The organism is Maridesulfovibrio sp. FT414, from assembly GCF_050916235.1.
In the GTDB taxonomy this organism is placed as follows: Bacteria; Desulfobacterota; Desulfovibrionia; order Desulfovibrionales; family Desulfovibrionaceae; genus Maridesulfovibrio.
On record NZ_CP104854.1, the window covers coordinates 2637109 to 2656306 of the forward strand.

Below are 19198 nucleotides of genomic sequence, written 5' to 3' on the forward strand. Positions count from 1 at the left end.
GCCGGGGCGGGAGCTTCGGTCTTTTTTGCTGGTTTAAAGGCGAATCTGACTTGGCTTGATGGTTGTGAAGGTGTACCGGCTGCTTGCCAACATAGTGCAAACTCATGATGCTTCTTGATTTATATAAGAAGGGTTAGGGATACCAGGCTACCCGAAAAAGCAGCAGAGCGCATCTTCCTTGATAACACCCAGAACATCATCAAGAGTATCGGCGTATGGTGCAGGCTCATAAAGGTGCCACTTAAGGTCTGCTCTCATCCAGTAAATAAGCCATTCCTTGCGACCTTTGATATATCTTGCCTTGAAGATATGATTCTCGACAAGTTCCGATGCATCCATGAAGTATGGGCGAACTTCACATAGTTCAACGCTTTGATTGCGTGGATTGATTTCATACTTCCATTTCAGTTCATGGGCGATGTCTTTCGGTGGGCCGGCTTCATTGATGAAGTCTTCCATTGTTTTTGAGTATCTGAATGTTTCGAATTCGCTGAATGCCATGATGATTGCCTATATCGTGAGTTGTCCTAGTCTTTAGTTTGAAAAAAATAAGTGTATTGAGGATACAGAATGTGTTGCCTACGAATACGATGATCTTCGGAAGTCGTACAATTAGTCCTGTTAAGAAATTTTAGATTAGCAGAATCAGAAAGCATAATTCTCTTATCACTGATGCTACTGACTATCGTCCAGTGATCATATGTTTTTCCAAGGCATAATAAAATAGATGTTCTATTTTTATCTTTAGTGTTTAAAGAGAGGTGAGATTGCATAGATTCCCAGAACTGCGCAAGAGGCACTGCTTTCTGTCCTCGAAAAGGCATTTTTCTTGTGATGACATCGTCACAGTTTAATTCTTTCAGAATGCTTCCCATAATGTTAATATTCGTTCCTGATGTAAGGACTGTTGATAAATGACCTTTATTTTCAAGATAAAATATTATTTTTTCAAAGATAGGTTGTGCTTCTTCTCCTGTTAATGTGCAAACTGCATTTATGATGCTATAGATTCCACAAAGACTGTCGAGAGAACCTTGTTGTTCTGGTTTTACCATGATTGTGTCCTATGAAAATGGTTTAAATTTCTACCAACACCGCAACATACAACCGTTCCTGAAACCCGACAATAACATTCCTGATCTCGGCAATCAGGTGGCCTCGCGTTGTCCCCTTCTTGGACGGAGTTGTATTTAAGATCCAAAAATTAAGATGTTGGCATCGCTAAGTTAGTTTTTTCTTCCACTATATGAATAAAGTTCGATTGGTCATTAATTTCTATAGGAATCCATACGGAACTTACGTCTGAACACAATACATAATATTTATAGCCAAAAACATTCTTGATCTGGACCGATACAATCTCATCCCAATCAAGTGATTCGTATTTATTTGAAAATGGATTCCGGGCTGACACCTTGTGTGGTTCGACAATAATTTTATTCACAAGTATTCCGAGAACGGCAATGCACAGTATTACTGGAGTCATGGTTGCTAACATAAGGCCACACGCATGAATCATTGTTATATCAAAGGTCATGTTTTGTTTCACAAAAATCCGCAACGAGAAAAAACACAGTCGCCAGCAGCTCAAGTCTCAGTATAGGTAGGATTGTTGGCCTTATTCGGCATGTGAAAGGAATTTCATTCTTCTCCATACATTTCACAAATTGTCCTTTTAGTATTTGGGGGCAAGATTATTGTATACATCTTCGTATACGCTAACACCCTGCTCTGTATCAGCATTTTGCACAGATAGTCTACTGATCAAATTGGCTCTATCTCAAAGGAGGGGGCGATGAAATGGTTAGCAAAAAAGAAAAAGGCATCAATCATAAGATTGATGCCTTTCTCTTGAAAAGTGGCGGAGCCGACGAGACTCGAACTCGCGGCCTCCGGCGTGACAGGCCGGCGTTATAACCAACTTAACTACGGCTCCGCGTATTTTAAGCGTGTTAAGCTACGCTTATAATCTGAGGTGGTAGGCGGAACAGGGCTCGAACCTGTGACCCTCGGCTTGTAAGGCCGATGCTCTCCCAACTGAGCTATCCGCCCTCAGTGAGGAATTAGTACTAAAGAGACTCGGTCGAATTGTCAACACGAAATTTTAAAAAGTTCCATTTTTTATTCTTTCACCCATGCTATCGCCTTTTCTCTGTCTTCTGGATTGAAGTGGCGTATCTCGATGGAAGGAAAAAGCTTGTCGCTGATTTTGGCCAGCGGCTCATGCCATTTGACATCTGAGACAACGGCCTTCTTGGAAAAGCGTTTGAAGTTGGGCAGGGCGAACTTCAGGTCTTCAATAAGTGCGCCCCAGGATATGCCTCCCATGTCGATGACTTCCACATACACGGCGATGCGCTCTACCGATTGCAGTTTCTTTTCGCACACCTCTATCATCTTGTGCATGTCCGGCTCGGTGATCTTGCCGTCAATTTTCAACCCCAGTACCTTCGGTGCAATTTCGATGAGTTCTATCATGGAGTACTCCTTGTTATTAAATTCTTATCGGTTCAGGCCTTGGTTGGCAAGGTTATGGTGAAAACGGTTCCCGTCACCGGAGAGGACTTGAATGAAACCGTACCGTTCAGATAACTCTCGGTCAGCAGTTTCATACTGTAGGTCCCTAACCCCCGGCCCTGTCCCTTGGTGGAGAATGACCGTTTAAATATCTGACGTTTGACCTTTTCGGTCATGATGTGGTCGTTGTGCACCCAGAATTGTATTTCCCCGTCCTGCGCTCCGGCCCCGATAGTGATGCCGGAATTTTTTTCTGAAGCTTCCAGTGCGTTTTTTATCATATTGCCCAGTATCCTGTTTAGGATTACCGGATCGGTCTCAAAATCAACAATGTCGCTTTTTTCAGATATGGAAATGAATTTATCCTGACAGAGGGTGTGCGAGGAGAATATCTCCCGCATTCTGGTCAGGATTGCCCCTGTGGAAGTCTTCTGCGGATGTACGGCCAGTTGTCCGTCTTCGGCCCGACTCAGTGCTTTCTGTGTCTGTATCTCCTCTGCAATCTGAGTGATGGTTTTATCCATTACCCGGCATTTGTCCTCCACAAAGCCGGAAGTGGTTGTTTTGCAGACCATTTGGGCCGTATATTTAAGTCCTGTGACCAGATTCATGACATCGTGGAAGAATATGCGTTCGAGGCTCTGCTGTCTCTTCTCGTGACTGATGTCCAGAACCGTGAAAAGGATGAAATCAAAGCCGTTGAATTTGAAAGGAGAGGTAAACACCTGCAGGTCCAGAGCTTCTTCCTCAAGGTTTTTTCCGCGCAGAATTCGACATTCCTCGGTGGCATGTTCCCCTTCAAGTGATTTAATGATGGCCGATGCCGCTCCGCAGTCACGGCAGAATTTGCTGGTACCGCATCCGCCTTCATGCACGTGGGAATGGATGCATCCAAGGGCTTCTCCCGGACGCATCCCCAGAATTTCATCGGAGGTTTTGAAGACTGAGGTGGACTGGAATACTGCATTGCAGAAAACGATCTGGCGGGATGAGTTTATCACCAGCAATGGGACAGGGATGGCATTGAATAATGCCGTCATGGGGTTGCCCTTTAATTCTCGGGCAGCCTGAATGATTTCAGCGGTCTCTGCACGTTCGGCCTGAGCAAAGTCTGTCGGGAGAGGGCTCTTCATTGAATTCCTCTGCGATTGTTTTTTTCTGGACGTTGCTTGGTGTTATCTTTGGTCTAATCTTGATAACCTAATTTTGGCGAACTGCAAAGCTGTTGACGGATCTCCGGTCATCGGCTCTGCCGAAAACAACAACGGCCGCTTCATGGGCGACCGGTGTTGCGGTGGATGGTTATCCGAAAAAGGCGTTGTCTTCGGGAAATGATTGCAGGTGAGGTTTCATCGCTGCGCCGAGCCAGGCTATGGTTTCTCCGAGGTTTTTCATGTTTCCAAGTCCTTCGGAGTCATTGTTCACGTCGCCCTTATCAAGTCCCATGCCGAGGTTCCAATACAGGGAGCCGGGCACGATCATCTGGGACATCAGGTACATGTGGTTTATGGTGTCGAAGACGTGCGTGCCTCCGCCGCGTCTTACAGCAACAACAGCCGCACCGATTTTGCCGCGGAAAAGGCGTCCGTTCGCAAGGGCAACCATGCCGGAGCGGTCCAGCAGGGCTTTCATTTCAGCCGATACATCGGTGAAGTACGTGGGCGAGCCGAGGATTATGGCATCGGCCCGGAGCATTGTTTCCATGACTTCATTGAATACGTCATTGTCGACAATGCATCTGCTGTCTTTGTTCTCCCAGCATTTACCGCAGGCCATGCAGCCCCTGATCCTTTTTGATCCGAGCTGGACCAGTTCGGTTTCCCAGCCTGCTGACTTGAGCGGTTTAAGGGCTTCTTCAAGCATTATTTCTGTGTTACCACCCTTGCGCGGGCTTCCGTTAACTGCAACTACATACATGATGGTCTCCTTTGTGTGTTGGCTATATGAATATTTGAGACGACTTTAGCATGTAGAAATATAATTACAATTACTTACAAAAAAGACTGCTGCTTACATCGGTGTAAGGAATGGAGAACATATGATCAGAAAATGTCCGGCAAAGAAAATCGGAAACAAGGAATACCGCTGTTTTTTTGAGCTAAGCCTTCAGGTTTTAGGCGGGAAGTGGAAACCGATAATTGTCTATCATCTGGCCCGCTGCAAGGTGCTCAGGTACGGAGAGCTCAGGCGTACTCTGGACGGAATATCGGAACGTATGCTGGTAAGGCAGCTCAAGGAACTTGAGGATGACGGTGTGGTCTTCAGGAAGGCCTACCCGGAAGTTCCGCCCAGGGTGGAATATTCGCTTACGGACATCGGGAAAAAGCTGCTTCCCATTCTTCTGTCATTGCGAGAATGGGGAATCGAGTATGAAAGGCATCTTGGCGGCGGAGAACTTGTGTTTGACCCGGATGAGTATGAAAGCTTGCAGAGTCCTTTTGAAAAGGAATAGATTCAGGGGCAGCTGGGTGCCCCTGAATACATAAGCTCAGTCTTCGTTGTCGGAAGAGATAAGTCCCCGCTCCAGAAGGTATTCGGCTACAATGAGCGATTTGCTCCAGGCCAGAGAACCGCCCATGCCGATTGCAACCTGACAGGCTTCGAAGATCTCTGGCACTGTAGCTCCGGCATCCAACGCTTTGGATGTCTGGGAAACCATACCGTCCCTGCAGCCTGCCTGAACCGCAACGGCAAGTGCGATCAGGCGCTTTGTCTTCTGCGCCAGCACGCCTTCTCCGAAGGCGACTTCTTTCACATGCCGGGAATACGCTTCGTTGAGATCGGGCATTTCTGCCTGAGACACCTTGAACAGTTCCCACATTCTTTCTTCATATTTCAAAATGGAATCACTCAAAACCTGAACTCCTGTTGGAAGTCGTTTCTGTACTGGCGGCTGAAATTTCAACCTGTACAATTTCGGAGAAAAAGGCAACAGGTGCGACTGGTGGGGTGGTGACAATAACGCAGACAAAGGCAGAAATACCCGTAAAGTACGATAAAAATAATTTTTTGCATTGAGCTGCAGTTCTATGCGCAGTCGATGTACGTTTTTCTTTTGAATTCTTACCGGCTGGGTTATTGTTGCAAAATAGAGTTACCAGCTTAACTTTTCGGAGTGAATATGAAAGTCTTTATTGCCGATTTAAAGCCGGGAATGCAGCTTGCCGCAGATGTTAAAGGATCCAATGGCCGGTTACTGCTGCCAGGCGGGACAGTTCTGGAGGATCAGCACCTGCGCGTGTTCAATATATGGGGTGTCAGCGAAGTTGAAATTTATGCCGGTGCCGGGGTCGATGCCGGAGACGGTGAGAACGGCGCTGATGATGCCTTTCTGGAACTGGCTGCTGAGCATGCTGAAGTCCTGTTCAGGCATGCGGACATGAGTATTGATCCCATGCCTGCATTCAGGCAGGCGTGTGTGAAGAGTTATGCGAAAAAACTTGCTGAGTCGGGAAAATTGCCTGCTGAACCGGCACTGAATGAGAAGGGCGCGGAAATCCCGAGTTCCCCGCTGTTTGCCGATGCGGGAGCTTTTCTTGATAGCGGAGTGCGGTTGAGTTCGTTTCCGGATATCTATTACAAGATCATGGATGCCCTTAACAATCCAAGTTCAACCTCAAGCACACTTGCCGACATTATTTCCAAGGATTCCGGACTGAGTGCCCGGCTGATCAGTCTGGTCAACAGTCCTCTCTACGGTTTCAGCAACCATGTGGAATCATTGAGCAGGGCAGTTTCCCTTGTGGGAACCAGCGGGTTGAGCCAGCTTGCTCTCAGTGTCTCGGTTATGGACTCTTTCAGAGGGCTGGACAGCAAGTATTTCAGTATGGCCGATTTCTGGAAACATTCTCTGTCCTGTGCTGTCTTCTGCCGCATCCTGTCCTCCCAGGAGCCCGGAACATCACAGGATACCTGCTTTGTTGTCGGGATGCTTCATGATCTGGGGCGGCTGGTGATGTTGCAGCAGGCTCCGGAGGAGACGCTCAGGGTTTTTATGATCGCCCGACATCACGGGGTGAGTCCGTGTGAAGCTGAAAGGATGGTCTTCGGCTTTGACCATTGCGACCTTTCACAGGAATTGTTCCGGCTATGGAATTTCCCGCATTCGCTTATTTCCGGTGTGGCCGGGCATCACGGCGGGGCCGGTAAGAATCTGTCCATGGAGTCGGCCATCTGCTCCATCGGGGATCTTATGGCAATCGGTATGCAGTATGGATCGAACGGTGTCGAATATGTTCATGCTCCCTATCCCGGAGCCTGGGATATATTGAATCTGCAGGAAGGTGCCATCGCAACTACCATGCTCAAGGCGCAGCGGCAGATTGCTGACATTCTCACCATTTTCGGGGGCTGATGTGGATGACAAGTTACTGATCAATTTTCAGCGGCAGCAGATTCATACGTTGCAGGAAGAGAAAGCCGCGGCACTTGAAGCTCTTGATATGGCTCGTGAGCTGGGTGCTTTTGCAGCCTTTTCGCAGCAGCCTTCGCTTCAGGATCTGCTTATCGAAATCTGTGTCCGTGCCGACAGGATGATTCCGTTTCAGTCCTGCGCGGTGTATCTGGTGGATAACGATACGCAGGATTTCATTCAGACAGCGGTGTTGCCTTCCCATGCCGGAGAGTTTCTTGAGCGCGAGGTCAGCGGGCTTATAAGCGACCAGTCATTTGCCTATGCTTTGCAGTCGGACGGACCGGTGTTTTTTCTGGATTCTACGCGAAACAACTATATCCTGCTTCATGCCCTGTCTTCTCCGTTTCGGGTCAGGGGGATGTTTGTCGGGCAGATGTTCCAGAGTAAGGAGGATATTCTGGATACGACTCTGAAGCTGTTTTCTGTGGTAATGCTGTCAGCCGTGAATGCCATTGAGAACCTTGAAACACATGCCCTCATGCGTAATCACAGTCAGGAGCTTGAGCGCAAGGTACAGAAGCGTACGCAGGAGCTGCTGGACGCCTATGATCGAATGAATGTTGCCATGAACGGTATGCAGGCCGGTATTCTGGTTATTGAGGCCGCAACGCATAAGATTGTGGACGCCAATCCTATGGCACTTAATATGATGGGGTTAAGCTGGGATGAACTTATCGGCCGGGAATGTTTTGGAGTCGTCAGTTCGTCCCGCAGAGGAGAGTGCCCTATAACGAACTTGGGGAAGGAAGAAAATATCTGTGAGTCTGTCATTGTCAGACCTGATGGGACAAGATTGTATATTCAGAAAGCTGTCAGCAAGGTCATGATCGGCGGCAGGCTGCATATGGTGGAAAATTTCATCGACATTTCCGAGCAGAAGAAGCTGGCTGACCTGAAGGAGGACGTGGACCGGATAATGCGGCATGATCTTAAAGGACCGCTGAACGGAATTATCGGTCTTCCAGATGTGCTGCTGATGGATCTGTATGATGTGCTGGACGACTCACAGAGAGAGATCCTGGAGCATATCAAAGGTGCCGGCTACAAGCTCCTGAACATGATCAACCTCTCGCTTGACCTGTATAAGATGGAAACCGGCACCTATGGGTATCGCCCCTCTGAAACCGACATCTATGGAATTATCCGAGCTGTGACCAAGGATCTGCAGGAATATGCCGGCTGGAAAAATCTTGGATTCATAATCAGATTTGAAGGCGCTGAAGTTGCGGCGGATTTTGCGTTTTCGGTTCCCTGTGATGAATTACTTATGTATTCTCTGCTCGCCAATCTGCTTAAGAATTCCGTTGAAGCCTCCCCCTCACAAGCGGCAGTGACAGTTGATGTATTGAGGAAAGAAGATGTTTTCGTGTTGAAAATTCACAATATGGGGGCGGTGCCTGACACCATACGGAAAAAATTTTTTGATAAGTATGTCACGGCTGACAAAGCCGGGGGAACCGGGCTTGGCACCTATTCGGCCCGGCTTATCGCGGAAACAATGGGCGGCGGAATTGGTTTTGAAAGTTCCAGCGAGGAAGGGACAACTGTTTTTGTGGAACTGCCACTGCATGCAGACTGAATTGTTTGGACTATTTAGCTTTACATTGTAAATTGTCCTGAGTTGAGTGCTTCTTTCATGGTTGGGATATGTATGGTGCGTCGATCTTATAATTTGTATCCAGAGATTTGTATGCTAGTGAGGATGCGATGAAAATACTAGTTGCCGAGGATGATTTTGCCTCAAGAAATTTTTTGCAGTTCTTTCTCAGGAAATTCGGCGAAGTTGATATTGCAGTGAACGGAGTTGAGGCCATTGAAGTTTTCAGGGACGCAATTGAACAGGGAGAGCCCTATCATGTTGTGTTCATGGATATAATGATGCCCGGCAAGGACGGGCTGGAGGCTGCAAGGGAGATCAGGGAGATTGAGCGGGGGTTTAAAGTGCCCCCGGCAGGTGAATCCAGAATTATAATGGCAACGGCCCTTTCGGATGTTAAGACCGTGTTCAAGGCATTCAACAAAAGTGAAGCAACTGATTATATCGTAAAACCTTTTACTGTAGAGGCCATGACGGCCAAGCTCAGGGAGCTGGGTATAATAAATGAGTGATGGATTCGATCTGGATTTGTTCCTGCTTGAGTTTGTTTCTGAGTGTCGGGAAGCGACTGAACTTGCTGTTCAGGATGTTCTCAATCTCGAGCAGGGAGGCGATCATGAGTCTGTAGCCCGTATTTTCCGAGCCCTGCACAGTATTAAAGGCAACGCTTCCATGTTCGGACTTATGGCCCTTTCCGAGTTTGTGCACAAGGTGGAGGATGCCTGTTCAGATATAAGATCAGGCCAGAGGGTTGTAGACAAACAGGTCATCAACGTACTGCTCAGGAGTTTCGACCTCATTGAGGATGCGTTTGAAAACATTACGGCTAAAGGGTCGGACAATATTGATTACAGCCGCGGATACGTCCTGCTGAAGGATCTTGCGCCTGATTCCGCAATATCTGAGCCTGTCGTAGCGGAGGAACAACCTGTTCCAGCCGCTGAGCATCCTGTTGAGCCTGAACTGCCGGTCGGGAAGGATGAACCGCAGGAAAACTTTGGACGCAAGGCAGATGCTGAGGAATTTTCTGAAGGGAAGAGTGAGGATGAAGATCTTCTCCGGCTTGAAGAAGAGTTCCGGCGTACAGTCGGGCAGCAGAAGGCATATTCGGTTTCCGTTGAATCATACGTTGCCAGCGGGAGGGTTTGCCCTTTGCGGGTTAACCCTACGGCCCTGATTGTTGATGATGATTTTGCCACCCGCAAGGTTTTTGTGTCATTTCTATCCAGATATATGCCCTGCTATGTCGCCAAGGACGGGGTTGAGGCCATTCAGGCTGTCACCGAAAGTTATGTCGGGCAGAGTCCGCATTTCGACCTGATAATTATGGACGTGATGATGCCTAACATAGATGGCTTGCAAGCATGCAAGGCCATCCGCCAGATAGAGCGGAGCAAGAATGTGGATTCTTTTGCATGCGAATCCAAAATTTTCATCGCCAGCACAATGAGTGACGATAAAACCATGCTCAAGGCCATGTATGAATGCGGGGCCGATTCATATCTGGTCAAGCCGGTCGGATTTGATGAGCTGCGCAGACAATTGGTAAGATTCAGGATTATTGCACCGGAATAGAAGACGTTTTTTGAATAAGCTAGATAAGGCAGCCCGGAATAATTCCGGGCTGCCTTTTTTTGTGGTTTCGATTCGTCAGGTATTCTCGTGCAGTTGATACGGAGTATGGCGGATCAGGGTAAGGGCGTAAAGCGCCTGCGCCTGGCGATCTGTCGAGGTCCGAAGTTCCCTTCTGGCGGCGCGTCGGGTTATTTGATCCTGATCATATCAAATCTTGTAATCGCGATATTCCTGCGGGTGCCCGGACCGGTTTTCAAAAGCTGTACTGCGGCCTGTTCGGTGTAAAGGTCTGCTGCCGAAAGGCCGTCCACAGGGAGAATCAGTTTGAGTTTGCGCTGACCGATTGCTGTTGCCGTGTGCATAACCGCTCCGTGCGCAGCCGTACCGCAGACGATCACCTGTTTGATTCCATTCTTGGTAAGGAATTCATCCAGTGTGGTTCCGTAAAATTTGTTTACGCTGGCGTTAACGATTGTTTCGCCTCCGCTCGGCTTGACTTCCTCCAGAATTGTGTCCGCCGTACCCCGTGTTGTCAGGCTGTAGGCCACAGGCATGCCTGCGGCGCGGGCGCGTTGCAGAAACTTGGCTATGCGGGGAACCGTTTCAAGGCAGCGCGGTCTACGGTCCTTGTTGCAGGTCAGCTCCTCAATATCCAGAATGAAAAAGGCTGTGTCGGCAGGGATTACAGTCACTTCCGCCAGTTCCGGCGGGGCCGGTGTTTTCGCTTCCGACCACAAAGTTACTACATCGTCGTATGCCCACGCGTAACCGGCTGATGCGGCGATAAGCATAAGAAACATTATGCCGGTCCGAAAAGCTGATTTTGCCATGTCTGTCTCCTGACGGGTAAGGGTGCTGGGGCTCACCGTTTGAATACCACATTAGGGAGTTTGTGCGCTAGGGGGCGTTGAAATTGGATGGAGTAGTATACCCGAACAGCTGATGGCCAGAAAAAGAACCTGAAGCTTACGAGTCGCAACCGTCTAGGGGCTGGCATGCTTTACGGAGTACGGCATGACGTTTTTGTCCGAACAACTGATAATTCATGAAGCATTTGTATGCATTAACCAGTGAGATTTCAGTTCGTGAAAAATGTCGGCTCGTTTACCACATCCTTAAGGCGGGGCACAACGGGCTTGTGGGTAAAACCAATTTTATAAGGGTTATATTTTGTGATAGTTTTCGAGTCGTGTATTGTTTCCTGATAGGGATACAGCAACTCGTTTAAAAAGGGGCTTTTGTAGCACGGATTGGAAAGGGCCTTATCTAGTTCTGACTGAATCATACCATAACCGTCCAGTTTGAAATGGCACAAGGTGTTATTTATATCATCCCACTCTGCGATGGGCACCTCTTCCTCATATGGATAATTGGCAAAATTTTTTCTTCCCATATTCACATAGCTTAGAGAATTATGTGCTTTTTCAAATTTTTTATTAATTGCTTTCAGGTAATCCGCTGCCATGACTTCACTCAACACATTTATAAGGTCGGTTTTTAGTGGGCCTTTAACTATATTCAATACTGTGTTGCCGGCAAGCCAGGATGCAACATCAAGATTCACGCTCCATCCGCATCCGCAGTCAATCACTTGTGCCGGGGTGTGGCTCTCTTCAATATAATTTGAAAATGCAAACTGAGCAGCATCTGAAATGCAATCCCGGAACTGATCGCTTAATCTAGAATGTCTTTCTTTTTTTACAATGCCCAGCAGCAGACCTTTTTCAATAAAATGAAATAACAACGATGGGTCAACAACCATTCTTCCAAGATCTTCAGAGTATTGGCTGTCAATACGTTCATGTACTTGTTTTTTGAACCACAGCGGCATGCTGTCAGTGATGCCGTAATCTTCTCTTATTAATCTCGCATTCAGGATGCAAACGTCAATGTGTCTGGGATTTGCCACAAGATTTCCAAACTCCACGGTTTGGCAATTGTCAGCATACGTGCCAGTCAATAAAACGGTCAATTCCATTAATTTCGCATAGCTTAATGCAATAAAAGGGAGATGCCTGACATCGGAATTTTTTGATATGCCCTCCAGCACGACCTGTTTTGAAGTGATGAATTCCTCATCCAATTTTTCTGTATCTATTTTTGAATCCAGGGACTCATTAAATTTTATTAAGTCGCCAAGTATCATATCCATCTGTCACTCCATATACCAAGTGGGAAAACTCAGCCCTGTTCTGTTTCCACCAGTTAGTCGCTCTTAAAAACTGCTTGTATTTGCCGGTCATCGTTGTCCCGTGTTCTTTCTGGGCAGTAGAAATGCCAAGAGATTACAAATGCCGCCCAGGGCGTTCATTCACTGCCTCAAGTTGAATAATGATACGGTGTTCATATTGGATAGCTAAAAATAGTGATATAAATTAAGATGTTAAATGGCGCGTGAAATCTGTTTCGTTTTAAGATAAGCTGTAGAACGCTGCTAAGTATAGTCGGCGTAATATATGGTTAAATTGACACAATAAGCGCCGCGAACAAATTCAGTTGGAGAAAAGTTGTTAATCGGAGGATGTGGGGAAGTGCAGGTTCTAACTGTTGGTATTGCAAGATAAAATAAATGCCGCGCTCAAGGAATATGTGCGGTCAATTTTTTACAATTCACAAAAAGAGAAAGGCATCAATCTCACGATTGATGCCTTTCTCTTAAAAAGTGGCGAAGCCGAAGGGACTTGAACCCTCGCCCTCCGGCGTGACAGGCCGGCGTTATAACCAACTTAACTACGGCTCCGCATATATTTAAGCGGGTTAAGCTCCGCTTAAGTGCATTTGTTGAAAGACTTCTATGGAATCCGGCGCTCATTCGCAATGATAATGTTTTGAATTATATATAATGCTGCTCGAGGCAGAAAAACTTCAGCATATTTGATCATTTCCGAATCTTCTTATATTCATCAGGGTATGAAAAAACCGCATCTTTCAATCATAATTCCAGTGCTGAACCTTTGGGAAATGACCTCCCGCTGTCTCAAAAGCCTTCGCGAGAATACTCCGGGTGGATTTTTCGAGGTCATTGTTGTTGATAACGGTTCAACTGATTCAACGCCGGTGGAATGCGAAGATTTCGGACGTAAGCTATTCGGGGAAAGATTCAGGTTCGTGCGAGTGGAGGAGAATATCAATTTCGGACCGGCCTGTAACCTCGGAGCAGCGAATGCCGGTGGCGAGCTGCTGTTTTTTCTCAATAACGATACCCTGCTGACCAAGGGCTGGTTCGGGCCGCTTCTGGAAGTTTTCAGGGGTGATCCCGGAGTAATGGCGGCAAGTCCTTTGTGCCTGTTCCCGGACAATGGCCGGGTGCAGTATCTTGGTATCGGCTATAGCGGCAGCCTTGGGGTGCGACATCCCTATTTCATGTTTCCCGGCGGACATGCTTTGGTGCGCAGGAAACGCAAATTTCAGGCTTTAAGCGGTGCTGCCCTGATGGTTCCGTCCGCGGTTTTCAACGGTCTGGACGGCTTTTTCCCCGAATACGCCAACGGTTTCGAGGATATGGACCTGTGCTGCCGCATACGTCGGGCAGGGGGCAGGCTGGTGCAGGAAAACAGCAGTACAGTGCTCCATTGGGCCAGCATGACTCCGGGGCGTAACCGGTTCGACCGGGAGAACATGAAGCTTGTGAACAGCCGCTGTGCCGGTTGTTTCAAGCCGGACCTGCACCGCATTGCTCTGGACGATGGTTTTGTTTGTGAATTGACCCCGTGGCTGGAAATGGTCATTCGCGAAAATGGTGAAGGGAAGTTTGCTGATCTAGATACGTTGTCCACTGAAAGCGAGATTCGATCCGCACTTGAAGAGCATCCCTTGTGGGAATACGGTTATGAGAAAATTTCCGTCCTCTGTCTGACTGCAGGGTGTACTGGCGATGCCGCCGAGTTCCTGCTGTACGGGGCTACCCTGTTTCCTGACCCGGATCGTTTGGAGCGGCTGGCCGTTATTTCGGAGAAGGCTGGAAAGGCTGAATGGGCACGGCAGGCCGCAGGAAAAGCCGCCGGAATCCGGCAAGCCATGTCTGATTCCAGAAGCTTGCAGGTGCAGGCGGAGAATGTGCTCGATTGGGCAAAAGCAAACAATGACGGTGAGCTGACCGCAATTTACCAACGCTGGATGGATGGGCGGGCAGGCATGACGGAGAGAATATGACTAGTGATACATTTGCCGCATCTGTCTGTATTAGACGTTTTGCAGACGATGATGCTGAGGCAGTCTGTGTACTGATGGGGCAGCTTGGGTATACGGTCCCTGTTGCCGAAGTTGCCGTGCGTGTCAGACAGATAAGAATGGCCGGAGGGGAGGAATTAGTCGCGGTGACGGCGGGCGGAGCAGTCGTCGGTTGTGTGCAGGCTGCAAGGGAGCAGCGTCTTGCCGAAGGAGAATTTGCCGAGCTGGTCAGTCTGGTCGTGCATGAGAGCTGCCGGAGTGCGGGAGTCGGCGCGATGCTGGTCACAGCTGTTGAAGGCTGGGCTAGGGAGCAGGGGTTGGTTCGTCTAAGGGTGCGAAGCAACAACAAACGCGAAGGGGCTATCAGGTTTTATGCCAGGGCCGGCTTCATACAGCGGAAGGAACAGGCTGTTCTGGAAAAAGGTCTGTGAGCCGTCCTGAAATAGATTGGGGGTTGTTCGGTTTACAACATGACTGTGGGGGATTCTCCTACAGTCATGCTCGTGTATTTGTGGTTGTGTCTTCCTTTTCAAGCTACGATGAGGACTTTCTGAATTATATATTTCAATAGATTCATTTACGAGTAAATGTATTTTAACGTAGCATCCACGGTTAATCTCTATGACTTAGCCCTTGCTCTTTGAGTCTCATCCTGTTTTATAAAATAGGCTCTTTGTGTGTAAAACTATTTCAGGACGGGACAACGCAATAAATAAGGCCCGGATTCAGGTTAATCCGGGCCTTATTTATTGGAAATACATGAATTGTCCTAGGGCAGTTCAAGTTCTCCCCTGCTGATCATGTCCTCAATCTGGGCCACGTCTTTGTCTCCGCGGCCGGAGAGGTTGACGACGATGATTTTGTCCTTGTCGAGCTGAGGAGCCAGTTTCATGGCGTAGGCCAGCGCGTGGGAGGATTCGAGGGCGGGGATGATGCCTTCGGTCTGTGAAAGCTTGAAGAATGCGTCGGTTGCTTCCTTATCGGAGGCGTGAACGTATTCGGCACGGCCGAGGTCTTTGAGGTGGGAGTGTTCAGGTCCCACGCTGGGGTAGTCCAGACCGGCGGAGATGGAATACACCGGGGCAGGCTCACCGTTCTCGTCCTTGAGCATGTAGGAGTTGAATCCGTGCATTACGCCGGGCTCACCGAGGCAGAGAGTGGCAGCGTGGTCGCCGGGTTCAAGGCTGCGTCCGGAAGGTTCGACGCCTACGAGCTTGACGGATTTTTCATCAATGAAATCGGCAAAAAGGCCGATGGCGTTGGAGCCGCCGCCGACACAGGCGATGCAGTAATCAGGCAGGCGGCCTTCGTCTTCGAGGCACTGCTGCTTTGCTTCCTTGCCGATGACGGACTGGAAGTCGCGGACCATGACCGGATAGGGGTGGGGGCCTACTGCCGAGCCGAGCAGGTAAAAGGTGTTTTCGGCATCCTTGATCCATGCGGCAAGGGCTTCGTCCACAGCTTCCTTGAGGGTGCGCTGTCCGGACTTGGCGGCGATGACTTCCGCGCCCATCATGCGCATGCGGAAAACATTGAGCTTCTGTCTTTCAACATCAACTTCGCCCATGACAATGGTGCATTTCATGCCCATGAGTGCTGCTGTTGCCGCGGTAGCTACACCGTGCTGTCCTGCACCGGTTTCGGCGATGATCTTTTTCTTGCCCATGCGTTTGGCCAGCAGAATCTGTCCGATGGTGTTGTTGACCTTATGCGCACCGAGGTGGTTCAGGTCTTCACGCTTGAGGTAGATCTTCGCGCCGCCGAGTTTCTCGGTCAAGTTGGAGCAGAGATAAAGGGGAGTTGGGCGGCCGGAATACTTGGTGAGGTAGTAGTTGAGTTCTTCAATGAACTCCGGGTCGTTCCTGTATTTTTCATACGTATCGGCCAGCTCGTTCAGGATGGGGAGAAGCTGGTCGGGGACGAACTGTCCACCGTATTCACCAAAAAAACCTTTTGCATCGATAGTTGCGTTGTCAGTCATTTTTCTACTCCTGAAGATCAGTTTTGCGACAGTGTACCGCAGGCAACAAAAAAACCGCGATCAGTTTTCACTGTCGCGGTTTCATGAAATTCTTTTTGCTGCTACACGTTTTTCGAACGTAACCAACCGCGACGCATCAGCTGCGCCACCACCAGAAAAAAAGGGTAAAGTTGGTAAAAGAAACGTTCATAATGCGCAAGTGTTTACCCTTGCCGGCTAATCTTGTCAACATGGGTTTCTGTTCAAAATAGCATTACAGGTTCGAATCAACGGAATTCAGTGCTGTTGCAGTATTAAATTTTGAAAATGACGGTTTCATTCAGAATTGGTTAACTTACCGAGCTATTTGAATATAGTTCTTTTGCTCAGTCGCAATTTATTATATGAAGATGACAAAGTATTCACATAAAAGGAGAAAATATATGGAGTTCTTTCTTGATACTGCGAATCTGGATGAAATCAGACGTGCCAATGCTCAGGGGCTGATGGACGGAGTCACCACCAATCCAACGCTGCTTTCCCATGAAGGTGGAGACTGGCGTTCCCAGATGGAAGCCATCTGCCAAGAAGTGGACGGGCCGGTCAGCCTTGAGGTTGTAGGCGAAAGTGCCGAGGAGATGATCCGTGAGGCCGAGGACCTTTCCGCATTCGGTGATAACGTGGTCATCAAGATTCCAATGACCTCTGAAGGGCTGGTTGCCACCAGAACTCTGTACCGCAAGGGTGTGCAGACAAATGTAACTCTTGTCTTTTCTCCGTTGCAGGCGCTCATGGCTGCAAAGGCCGGAGCCACCTATGTAAGCCCGTTTGTGGGCAGGCTGGACGGTATCGGGCACGACGGGATGGAGTTGATCAGGCAGATCCGGACTATTTTCGACAATTATGATTTTCCCACCAAGGTGCTTGTCGCATCCATCCGTCATCCCATGCATGTGCTTGAAGCAGCCCTTATCGGTGCCGATACTGCCACCGTTCCTTTCAAGGTGCTCTCCGAGCTGGTCAAGCATCCTTTGACTGACAAGGGGCTGGCCCAGTTCAATGCGGATTGGGATAAGCTGAACAAGTAGGAGTGTTGCTGTGACCTGTTCAAGGCTGCAATTGATATGTTTTTCCCCTACCCGCACCACCCGTAAGGTGCTGTCTGCAATTGCCGAAGGTGTCGGGGCTGAGGAAACGCGGATGATTGATGTTACCCGTGCTGATGACTTCCCAGTTTGTTACGGATGTGATGATAGTGATCTGGTGATCATCGGTGCTCCTGTATATGCCGGAAGGTTGCCGATAACTGCTGTGGAGCGGTTTGCCGGTCTCAGATCATCGGGCAGGCCTGCGGTACTGGTTGTAACTTATGGAAACCGTGCATACGAAGACGCACTGCTGGAACTACGTGATCTGGCTGTAGAGGCCGGATTTAAACCGGTTGCGGCAGCTGCATTTGTCGGTGAACACTCCTTTTCATCAGAGGAAACCCCGGTCGCGGTCGGCAGGCCGGATGTATCCGACAGGGACGCGGCCGGCAAATTCGGGCAGAGCATTAGGCAACTGCTGTCTGCCGGAGATCCCGACGGGCTTCCGGAGATAGAGGTTCCGGGAAACAGGCCGTACAAGGAACGGGTCGCACGCCCGCCAGCCTCCCCCGTGAGTAAAGATGGGTGCGAGTTGTGCGGTGCCTGCGAGCGGGTATGTCCCACCGGGGCAATCAGTGTCGGGTCCCTTGTTGATACGGATGCAGCGCAATGCATCCTATGTTGTGCCTGTGTAAAGGTCTGCGCTTCCGGGGACAGGATTATGGATGTTCCAAGGGTTATGGAAGTTGCCCGGTGGCTTGCGGAAACCTGTGAAGAGCGCAAGGAGCCTGAAATTTTTATTTAGCTGGAGGTTGCATGAACAGATATTCGCGCATACTGGCACTGGTGGTTCTGCTGGTCCTTGTTGCGGCAGGCGGATGCACCGCCGGAAAGTGGAACAGGTATGAATTGTTCATGGGGCAGACCAGCAATGAAGGAAAACACCGGGTCAGTGCCCGTGAGTGGCAGTCTTTTCTGCAGTCCGAAGTCACCCCCAAATTTCAAAGCGGATATACTGTCTACGATGCCGAAGGATTCTGGGCCGGTAAAGGCATGACCTACTCGGAAAGAAGCAAGGTGCTGATGGTAGTGTCTCCTGACAAGGATGCCGAGGAGCGTATTGATTCCATTGCCGCAGCCTACAAGGATAGATTCAAACAGGACTCTGTTCTGAAGATAGTCACTCCTGCGCAGGTCGATTTTAAATAGCCGGGCTGATGGACGCTTATCGATAACAGCTTCCTCTTTGTGCATGGTGTACAGAGAGGAAGCTGTTCTTTTGTGGGTTCATCCCACAGTTAATCTGCAGCCAGTTGGTATGGATCATTTGCCGGCAGTAATTTCGGCATCTGATTCAATCAGTTCCAGAAGTTCTTTGCTGATCAACCGGACTATTTTGCGGCATTCGTCCATCTGGTCTTCCGGGCCGAACTTTTCCCGCAGGTCAATGCATCTGGTTGTTGAGTATGCTTCCACAAACTCATCCCGGATCATACCTGCAAGGGCGGCAGGATAATCCCAGTTCTGGTCAGCCTCTCTACGTCCGTACAGATGTCCGATGACAAGTAGCGCCCCGCTCAGTGCCCCGCAGGCTTCCTGAAATGTTTTTCCATATCCGCCCCCGAATGCGGTGGCACAGGCAACAAGCTCCTGCGGGTCCCGGCCAAGATGTTCCATAGCGGCTTTGGCCACTGCTTCTGCGCAATGGTATCCGCCTCCGAAATATTCTCCGGCTTTTTCTGCTGCTGATTTGCATTTGATACAAGTGTTCATGGTAGTCTCCTGTTGTTGAATTGATCTGTAAAAACTATTATTGATTGCAAACAATCAGGTCCAACGATTGTTTACGATCACAGCAATCGCTTCAGGCGATGGAG

At 49.0% G+C, this 19198-nt stretch carries 20 protein-coding genes and 3 tRNA genes; 10 read left to right on the forward strand and 13 right to left on the reverse strand.

The annotated features are described in order from the left end of the window. Positions 1-147: 147 nt before the first annotated feature. The 7 genes from N7E73_RS11635 to N7E73_RS11665 form a co-directional block, all read right to left on the reverse strand. Complete coding sequence (locus tag N7E73_RS11635) at positions 148-501, reverse strand: DUF3024 domain-containing protein (RefSeq protein WP_432734918.1); 354 nt, start codon at positions 499-501, stop codon at positions 148-150. A gap of 26 nt (positions 502-527) precedes the next feature. Then, a complete protein-coding gene (locus N7E73_RS11640; protein WP_432734919.1) occupies positions 528-1055 on the reverse strand; it encodes a hypothetical protein in 528 nt (175 codons plus the stop codon). Positions 1056-1859: 804 nt separating this feature from the next. Beyond that, a tRNA-Asp gene (locus N7E73_RS11645) sits at positions 1860-1936 on the reverse strand. Positions 1937-1976: 40 nt separating this feature from the next. Then, positions 1977-2052 (reverse strand) — tRNA-Val (locus N7E73_RS11650). A 69-nt stretch (positions 2053-2121) separates the two neighbouring features. Next, a complete protein-coding gene (locus N7E73_RS11655; RefSeq protein WP_432734920.1) occupies positions 2122-2478 on the reverse strand; it encodes an STAS/SEC14 domain-containing protein in 357 nt (118 codons plus the stop codon). Between the two features lie 32 nt (positions 2479-2510). After that, on the reverse strand, positions 2511-3650 hold the full coding sequence (locus N7E73_RS11660) for a sensor histidine kinase (RefSeq protein WP_432734921.1): 1140 nt from the start codon (positions 3648-3650) through the stop codon (positions 2511-2513). A gap of 169 nt (positions 3651-3819) precedes the next feature. Then, positions 3820-4434: a flavodoxin family protein gene (locus N7E73_RS11665; RefSeq protein WP_432734922.1), complete on the reverse strand. Its 615-nt coding sequence runs from the start codon at positions 4432-4434 to the stop codon at positions 3820-3822. Positions 4435-4555: 121 nt separating this feature from the next. Here N7E73_RS11665 and N7E73_RS11670 point away from each other — a divergent pair, with 121 nt between their 5' ends. Beyond that, positions 4556-4969 carry a winged helix-turn-helix transcriptional regulator gene (locus N7E73_RS11670; protein WP_432734923.1) on the forward strand — a complete coding sequence of 138 codons (414 nt, stop codon included), beginning with the start codon at positions 4556-4558 and terminating at the stop codon, positions 4967-4969. Between the two features lie 36 nt (positions 4970-5005). On the opposite strand, the gene N7E73_RS11675 is transcribed toward N7E73_RS11670, so the two are convergent. After that, the gene (locus N7E73_RS11675) at positions 5006-5371 is read right to left on the reverse strand and encodes a carboxymuconolactone decarboxylase family protein (protein ID WP_432734924.1); all 366 of its coding nucleotides are present in this window, start codon (positions 5369-5371) and stop codon (positions 5006-5008) included. A 267-nt stretch (positions 5372-5638) separates the two neighbouring features. Between N7E73_RS11675 and N7E73_RS11680 the strand changes: the two genes are divergently transcribed. The 4 genes from N7E73_RS11680 (at position 5639) to N7E73_RS11695 (ending at position 10103) form a co-directional block, all read left to right on the forward strand. Next, positions 5639-6871: an HDOD domain-containing protein gene (locus N7E73_RS11680; protein ID WP_432734925.1), complete on the forward strand. Its 1233-nt coding sequence runs from the start codon at positions 5639-5641 to the stop codon at positions 6869-6871. Between the two features lies 1 nt (position 6872). Next, entirely contained in the window at positions 6873-8510 is a 1638-nt protein-coding gene (locus N7E73_RS11685; protein ID WP_432734926.1) for an ATP-binding protein, read from the forward strand. Positions 8511-8638: 128 nt separating this feature from the next. Beyond that, the gene (locus N7E73_RS11690) at positions 8639-9040 is read left to right on the forward strand and encodes a response regulator (RefSeq protein WP_432734927.1); all 402 of its coding nucleotides are present in this window, start codon (positions 8639-8641) and stop codon (positions 9038-9040) included. After that, entirely contained in the window at positions 9033-10103 is a 1071-nt protein-coding gene (locus N7E73_RS11695; RefSeq protein WP_432734928.1) for a response regulator, read from the forward strand. The genes N7E73_RS11690 and N7E73_RS11695 overlap by 8 nt, the downstream gene beginning before the upstream one ends. A 188-nt stretch (positions 10104-10291) precedes the next feature. Here N7E73_RS11695 and N7E73_RS11700 read toward each other — a convergent pair whose 3' ends face one another. The 3 genes from N7E73_RS11700 to N7E73_RS11710 form a co-directional block, all read right to left on the reverse strand. Continuing rightward, positions 10292-10933 carry a cysteine hydrolase family protein gene (locus N7E73_RS11700; protein WP_432734929.1) on the reverse strand — a complete coding sequence of 214 codons (642 nt, stop codon included), beginning with the start codon at positions 10931-10933 and terminating at the stop codon, positions 10292-10294. A 248-nt stretch (positions 10934-11181) separates the two neighbouring features. Further along, a complete protein-coding gene (locus N7E73_RS11705; protein ID WP_432734930.1) occupies positions 11182-12255 on the reverse strand; it encodes a hypothetical protein in 1074 nt (357 codons plus the stop codon). Positions 12256-12766: 511 nt separating this feature from the next. Continuing rightward, positions 12767-12843, reverse strand: a tRNA-Asp gene (locus N7E73_RS11710). A 170-nt stretch (positions 12844-13013) separates the two neighbouring features. On the opposite strand from N7E73_RS11710, the gene N7E73_RS11715 reads away from it, so the two are divergent. Together N7E73_RS11715 and N7E73_RS11720 are read left to right on the forward strand one after the other, a co-directional pair. Beyond that, positions 13014-14255 (forward strand): glycosyltransferase family 2 protein, encoded by a 1242-nt coding sequence (locus N7E73_RS11715; RefSeq protein ID WP_432734931.1) that lies wholly within the window; start codon positions 13014-13016, stop codon positions 14253-14255. Further along, positions 14252-14704 (forward strand): GNAT family N-acetyltransferase, encoded by a 453-nt coding sequence (locus N7E73_RS11720; RefSeq protein WP_432734932.1) that lies wholly within the window; start codon positions 14252-14254, stop codon positions 14702-14704. The genes N7E73_RS11715 and N7E73_RS11720 overlap by 4 nt, the downstream gene beginning before the upstream one ends. A 338-nt stretch (positions 14705-15042) precedes the next feature. On the opposite strand, the gene trpB is transcribed toward N7E73_RS11720, so the two are convergent. Next, positions 15043-16254, reverse strand: coding sequence for a tryptophan synthase subunit beta (gene trpB / locus N7E73_RS11725; RefSeq protein WP_432734934.1), 1212 nt, complete (start codon positions 16252-16254; stop codon positions 15043-15045). Positions 16255-16676: 422 nt separating this feature from the next. Between trpB and fsa the strand changes: the two genes are divergently transcribed. The 3 genes from fsa to N7E73_RS11740 are packed head-to-tail and all read left to right on the forward strand — an operon-like array spanning position 16677 to position 18530. Then, positions 16677-17321 (forward strand): fructose-6-phosphate aldolase, encoded by a 645-nt coding sequence (gene fsa, locus N7E73_RS11730; RefSeq protein WP_432734935.1) that lies wholly within the window; start codon positions 16677-16679, stop codon positions 17319-17321. 10 nt (positions 17322-17331) lie between these two features. After that, a complete protein-coding gene (locus N7E73_RS11735) occupies positions 17332-18126 on the forward strand; it encodes a 4Fe-4S binding protein (protein ID WP_432734936.1) in 795 nt (264 codons plus the stop codon). An 11-nt stretch (positions 18127-18137) separates the two neighbouring features. Further along, positions 18138-18530, forward strand: coding sequence for a DUF3574 domain-containing protein (locus N7E73_RS11740; protein WP_432734937.1), 393 nt, complete (start codon positions 18138-18140; stop codon positions 18528-18530). Between the two features lie 114 nt (positions 18531-18644). On the opposite strand, the gene N7E73_RS11745 is transcribed toward N7E73_RS11740, so the two are convergent. Continuing rightward, positions 18645-19094: a C-GCAxxG-C-C family protein gene (locus tag N7E73_RS11745; RefSeq protein ID WP_432734938.1), complete on the reverse strand. Its 450-nt coding sequence runs from the start codon at positions 19092-19094 to the stop codon at positions 18645-18647. Positions 19095-19198 lie beyond the last annotated feature (104 nt).

Excerpts from the sequence above, each read along its gene's own strand:
- N7E73_RS11665 (WP_432734922.1), bottom strand. The coding sequence starts at position 4,434 with ATGTATGTAGTTGCAGTTAACGGAAGCCCGCGCAAGGGTGGTAACACA.
- trpB (WP_432734934.1), bottom strand. The coding sequence starts at position 16,254 with ATGACTGACAACGCAACTATCGATGCAAAAGGTTTTTTTGGTGAATAC.
- N7E73_RS11655 (WP_432734920.1), bottom strand. The coding sequence starts at position 2,478 with ATGATAGAACTCATCGAAATTGCACCGAAGGTACTGGGGTTGAAAATT.
- fsa (WP_432734935.1), top strand. The coding sequence starts at position 16,677 with ATGGAGTTCTTTCTTGATACTGCGAATCTGGATGAAATCAGACGTGCC.
- N7E73_RS11700 (WP_432734929.1), bottom strand. The coding sequence starts at position 10,933 with ATGGCAAAATCAGCTTTTCGGACCGGCATAATGTTTCTTATGCTTATC.
- N7E73_RS11640 (WP_432734919.1), bottom strand. The coding sequence starts at position 1,055 with ATGGTAAAACCAGAACAACAAGGTTCTCTCGACAGTCTTTGTGGAATC.
- N7E73_RS11670 (WP_432734923.1), top strand. The coding sequence starts at position 4,556 with ATGATCAGAAAATGTCCGGCAAAGAAAATCGGAAACAAGGAATACCGC.
- N7E73_RS11720 (WP_432734932.1), top strand. The coding sequence starts at position 14,252 with ATGACTAGTGATACATTTGCCGCATCTGTCTGTATTAGACGTTTTGCA.
- N7E73_RS11660 (WP_432734921.1), bottom strand. The coding sequence starts at position 3,650 with ATGAAGAGCCCTCTCCCGACAGACTTTGCTCAGGCCGAACGTGCAGAG.
- N7E73_RS11680 (WP_432734925.1), top strand. The coding sequence starts at position 5,639 with ATGAAAGTCTTTATTGCCGATTTAAAGCCGGGAATGCAGCTTGCCGCA.
- N7E73_RS11740 (WP_432734937.1), top strand. The coding sequence starts at position 18,138 with ATGAACAGATATTCGCGCATACTGGCACTGGTGGTTCTGCTGGTCCTT.
- N7E73_RS11745 (WP_432734938.1), bottom strand. The coding sequence starts at position 19,094 with ATGAACACTTGTATCAAATGCAAATCAGCAGCAGAAAAAGCCGGAGAA.
- N7E73_RS11690 (WP_432734927.1), top strand. The coding sequence starts at position 8,639 with ATGAAAATACTAGTTGCCGAGGATGATTTTGCCTCAAGAAATTTTTTG.
- N7E73_RS11635 (WP_432734918.1), bottom strand. The coding sequence starts at position 501 with ATGGCATTCAGCGAATTCGAAACATTCAGATACTCAAAAACAATGGAA.
- N7E73_RS11695 (WP_432734928.1), top strand. The coding sequence starts at position 9,033 with ATGAGTGATGGATTCGATCTGGATTTGTTCCTGCTTGAGTTTGTTTCT.
- N7E73_RS11715 (WP_432734931.1), top strand. The coding sequence starts at position 13,014 with ATGAAAAAACCGCATCTTTCAATCATAATTCCAGTGCTGAACCTTTGG.
- N7E73_RS11705 (WP_432734930.1), bottom strand. The coding sequence starts at position 12,255 with ATGGATATGATACTTGGCGACTTAATAAAATTTAATGAGTCCCTGGAT.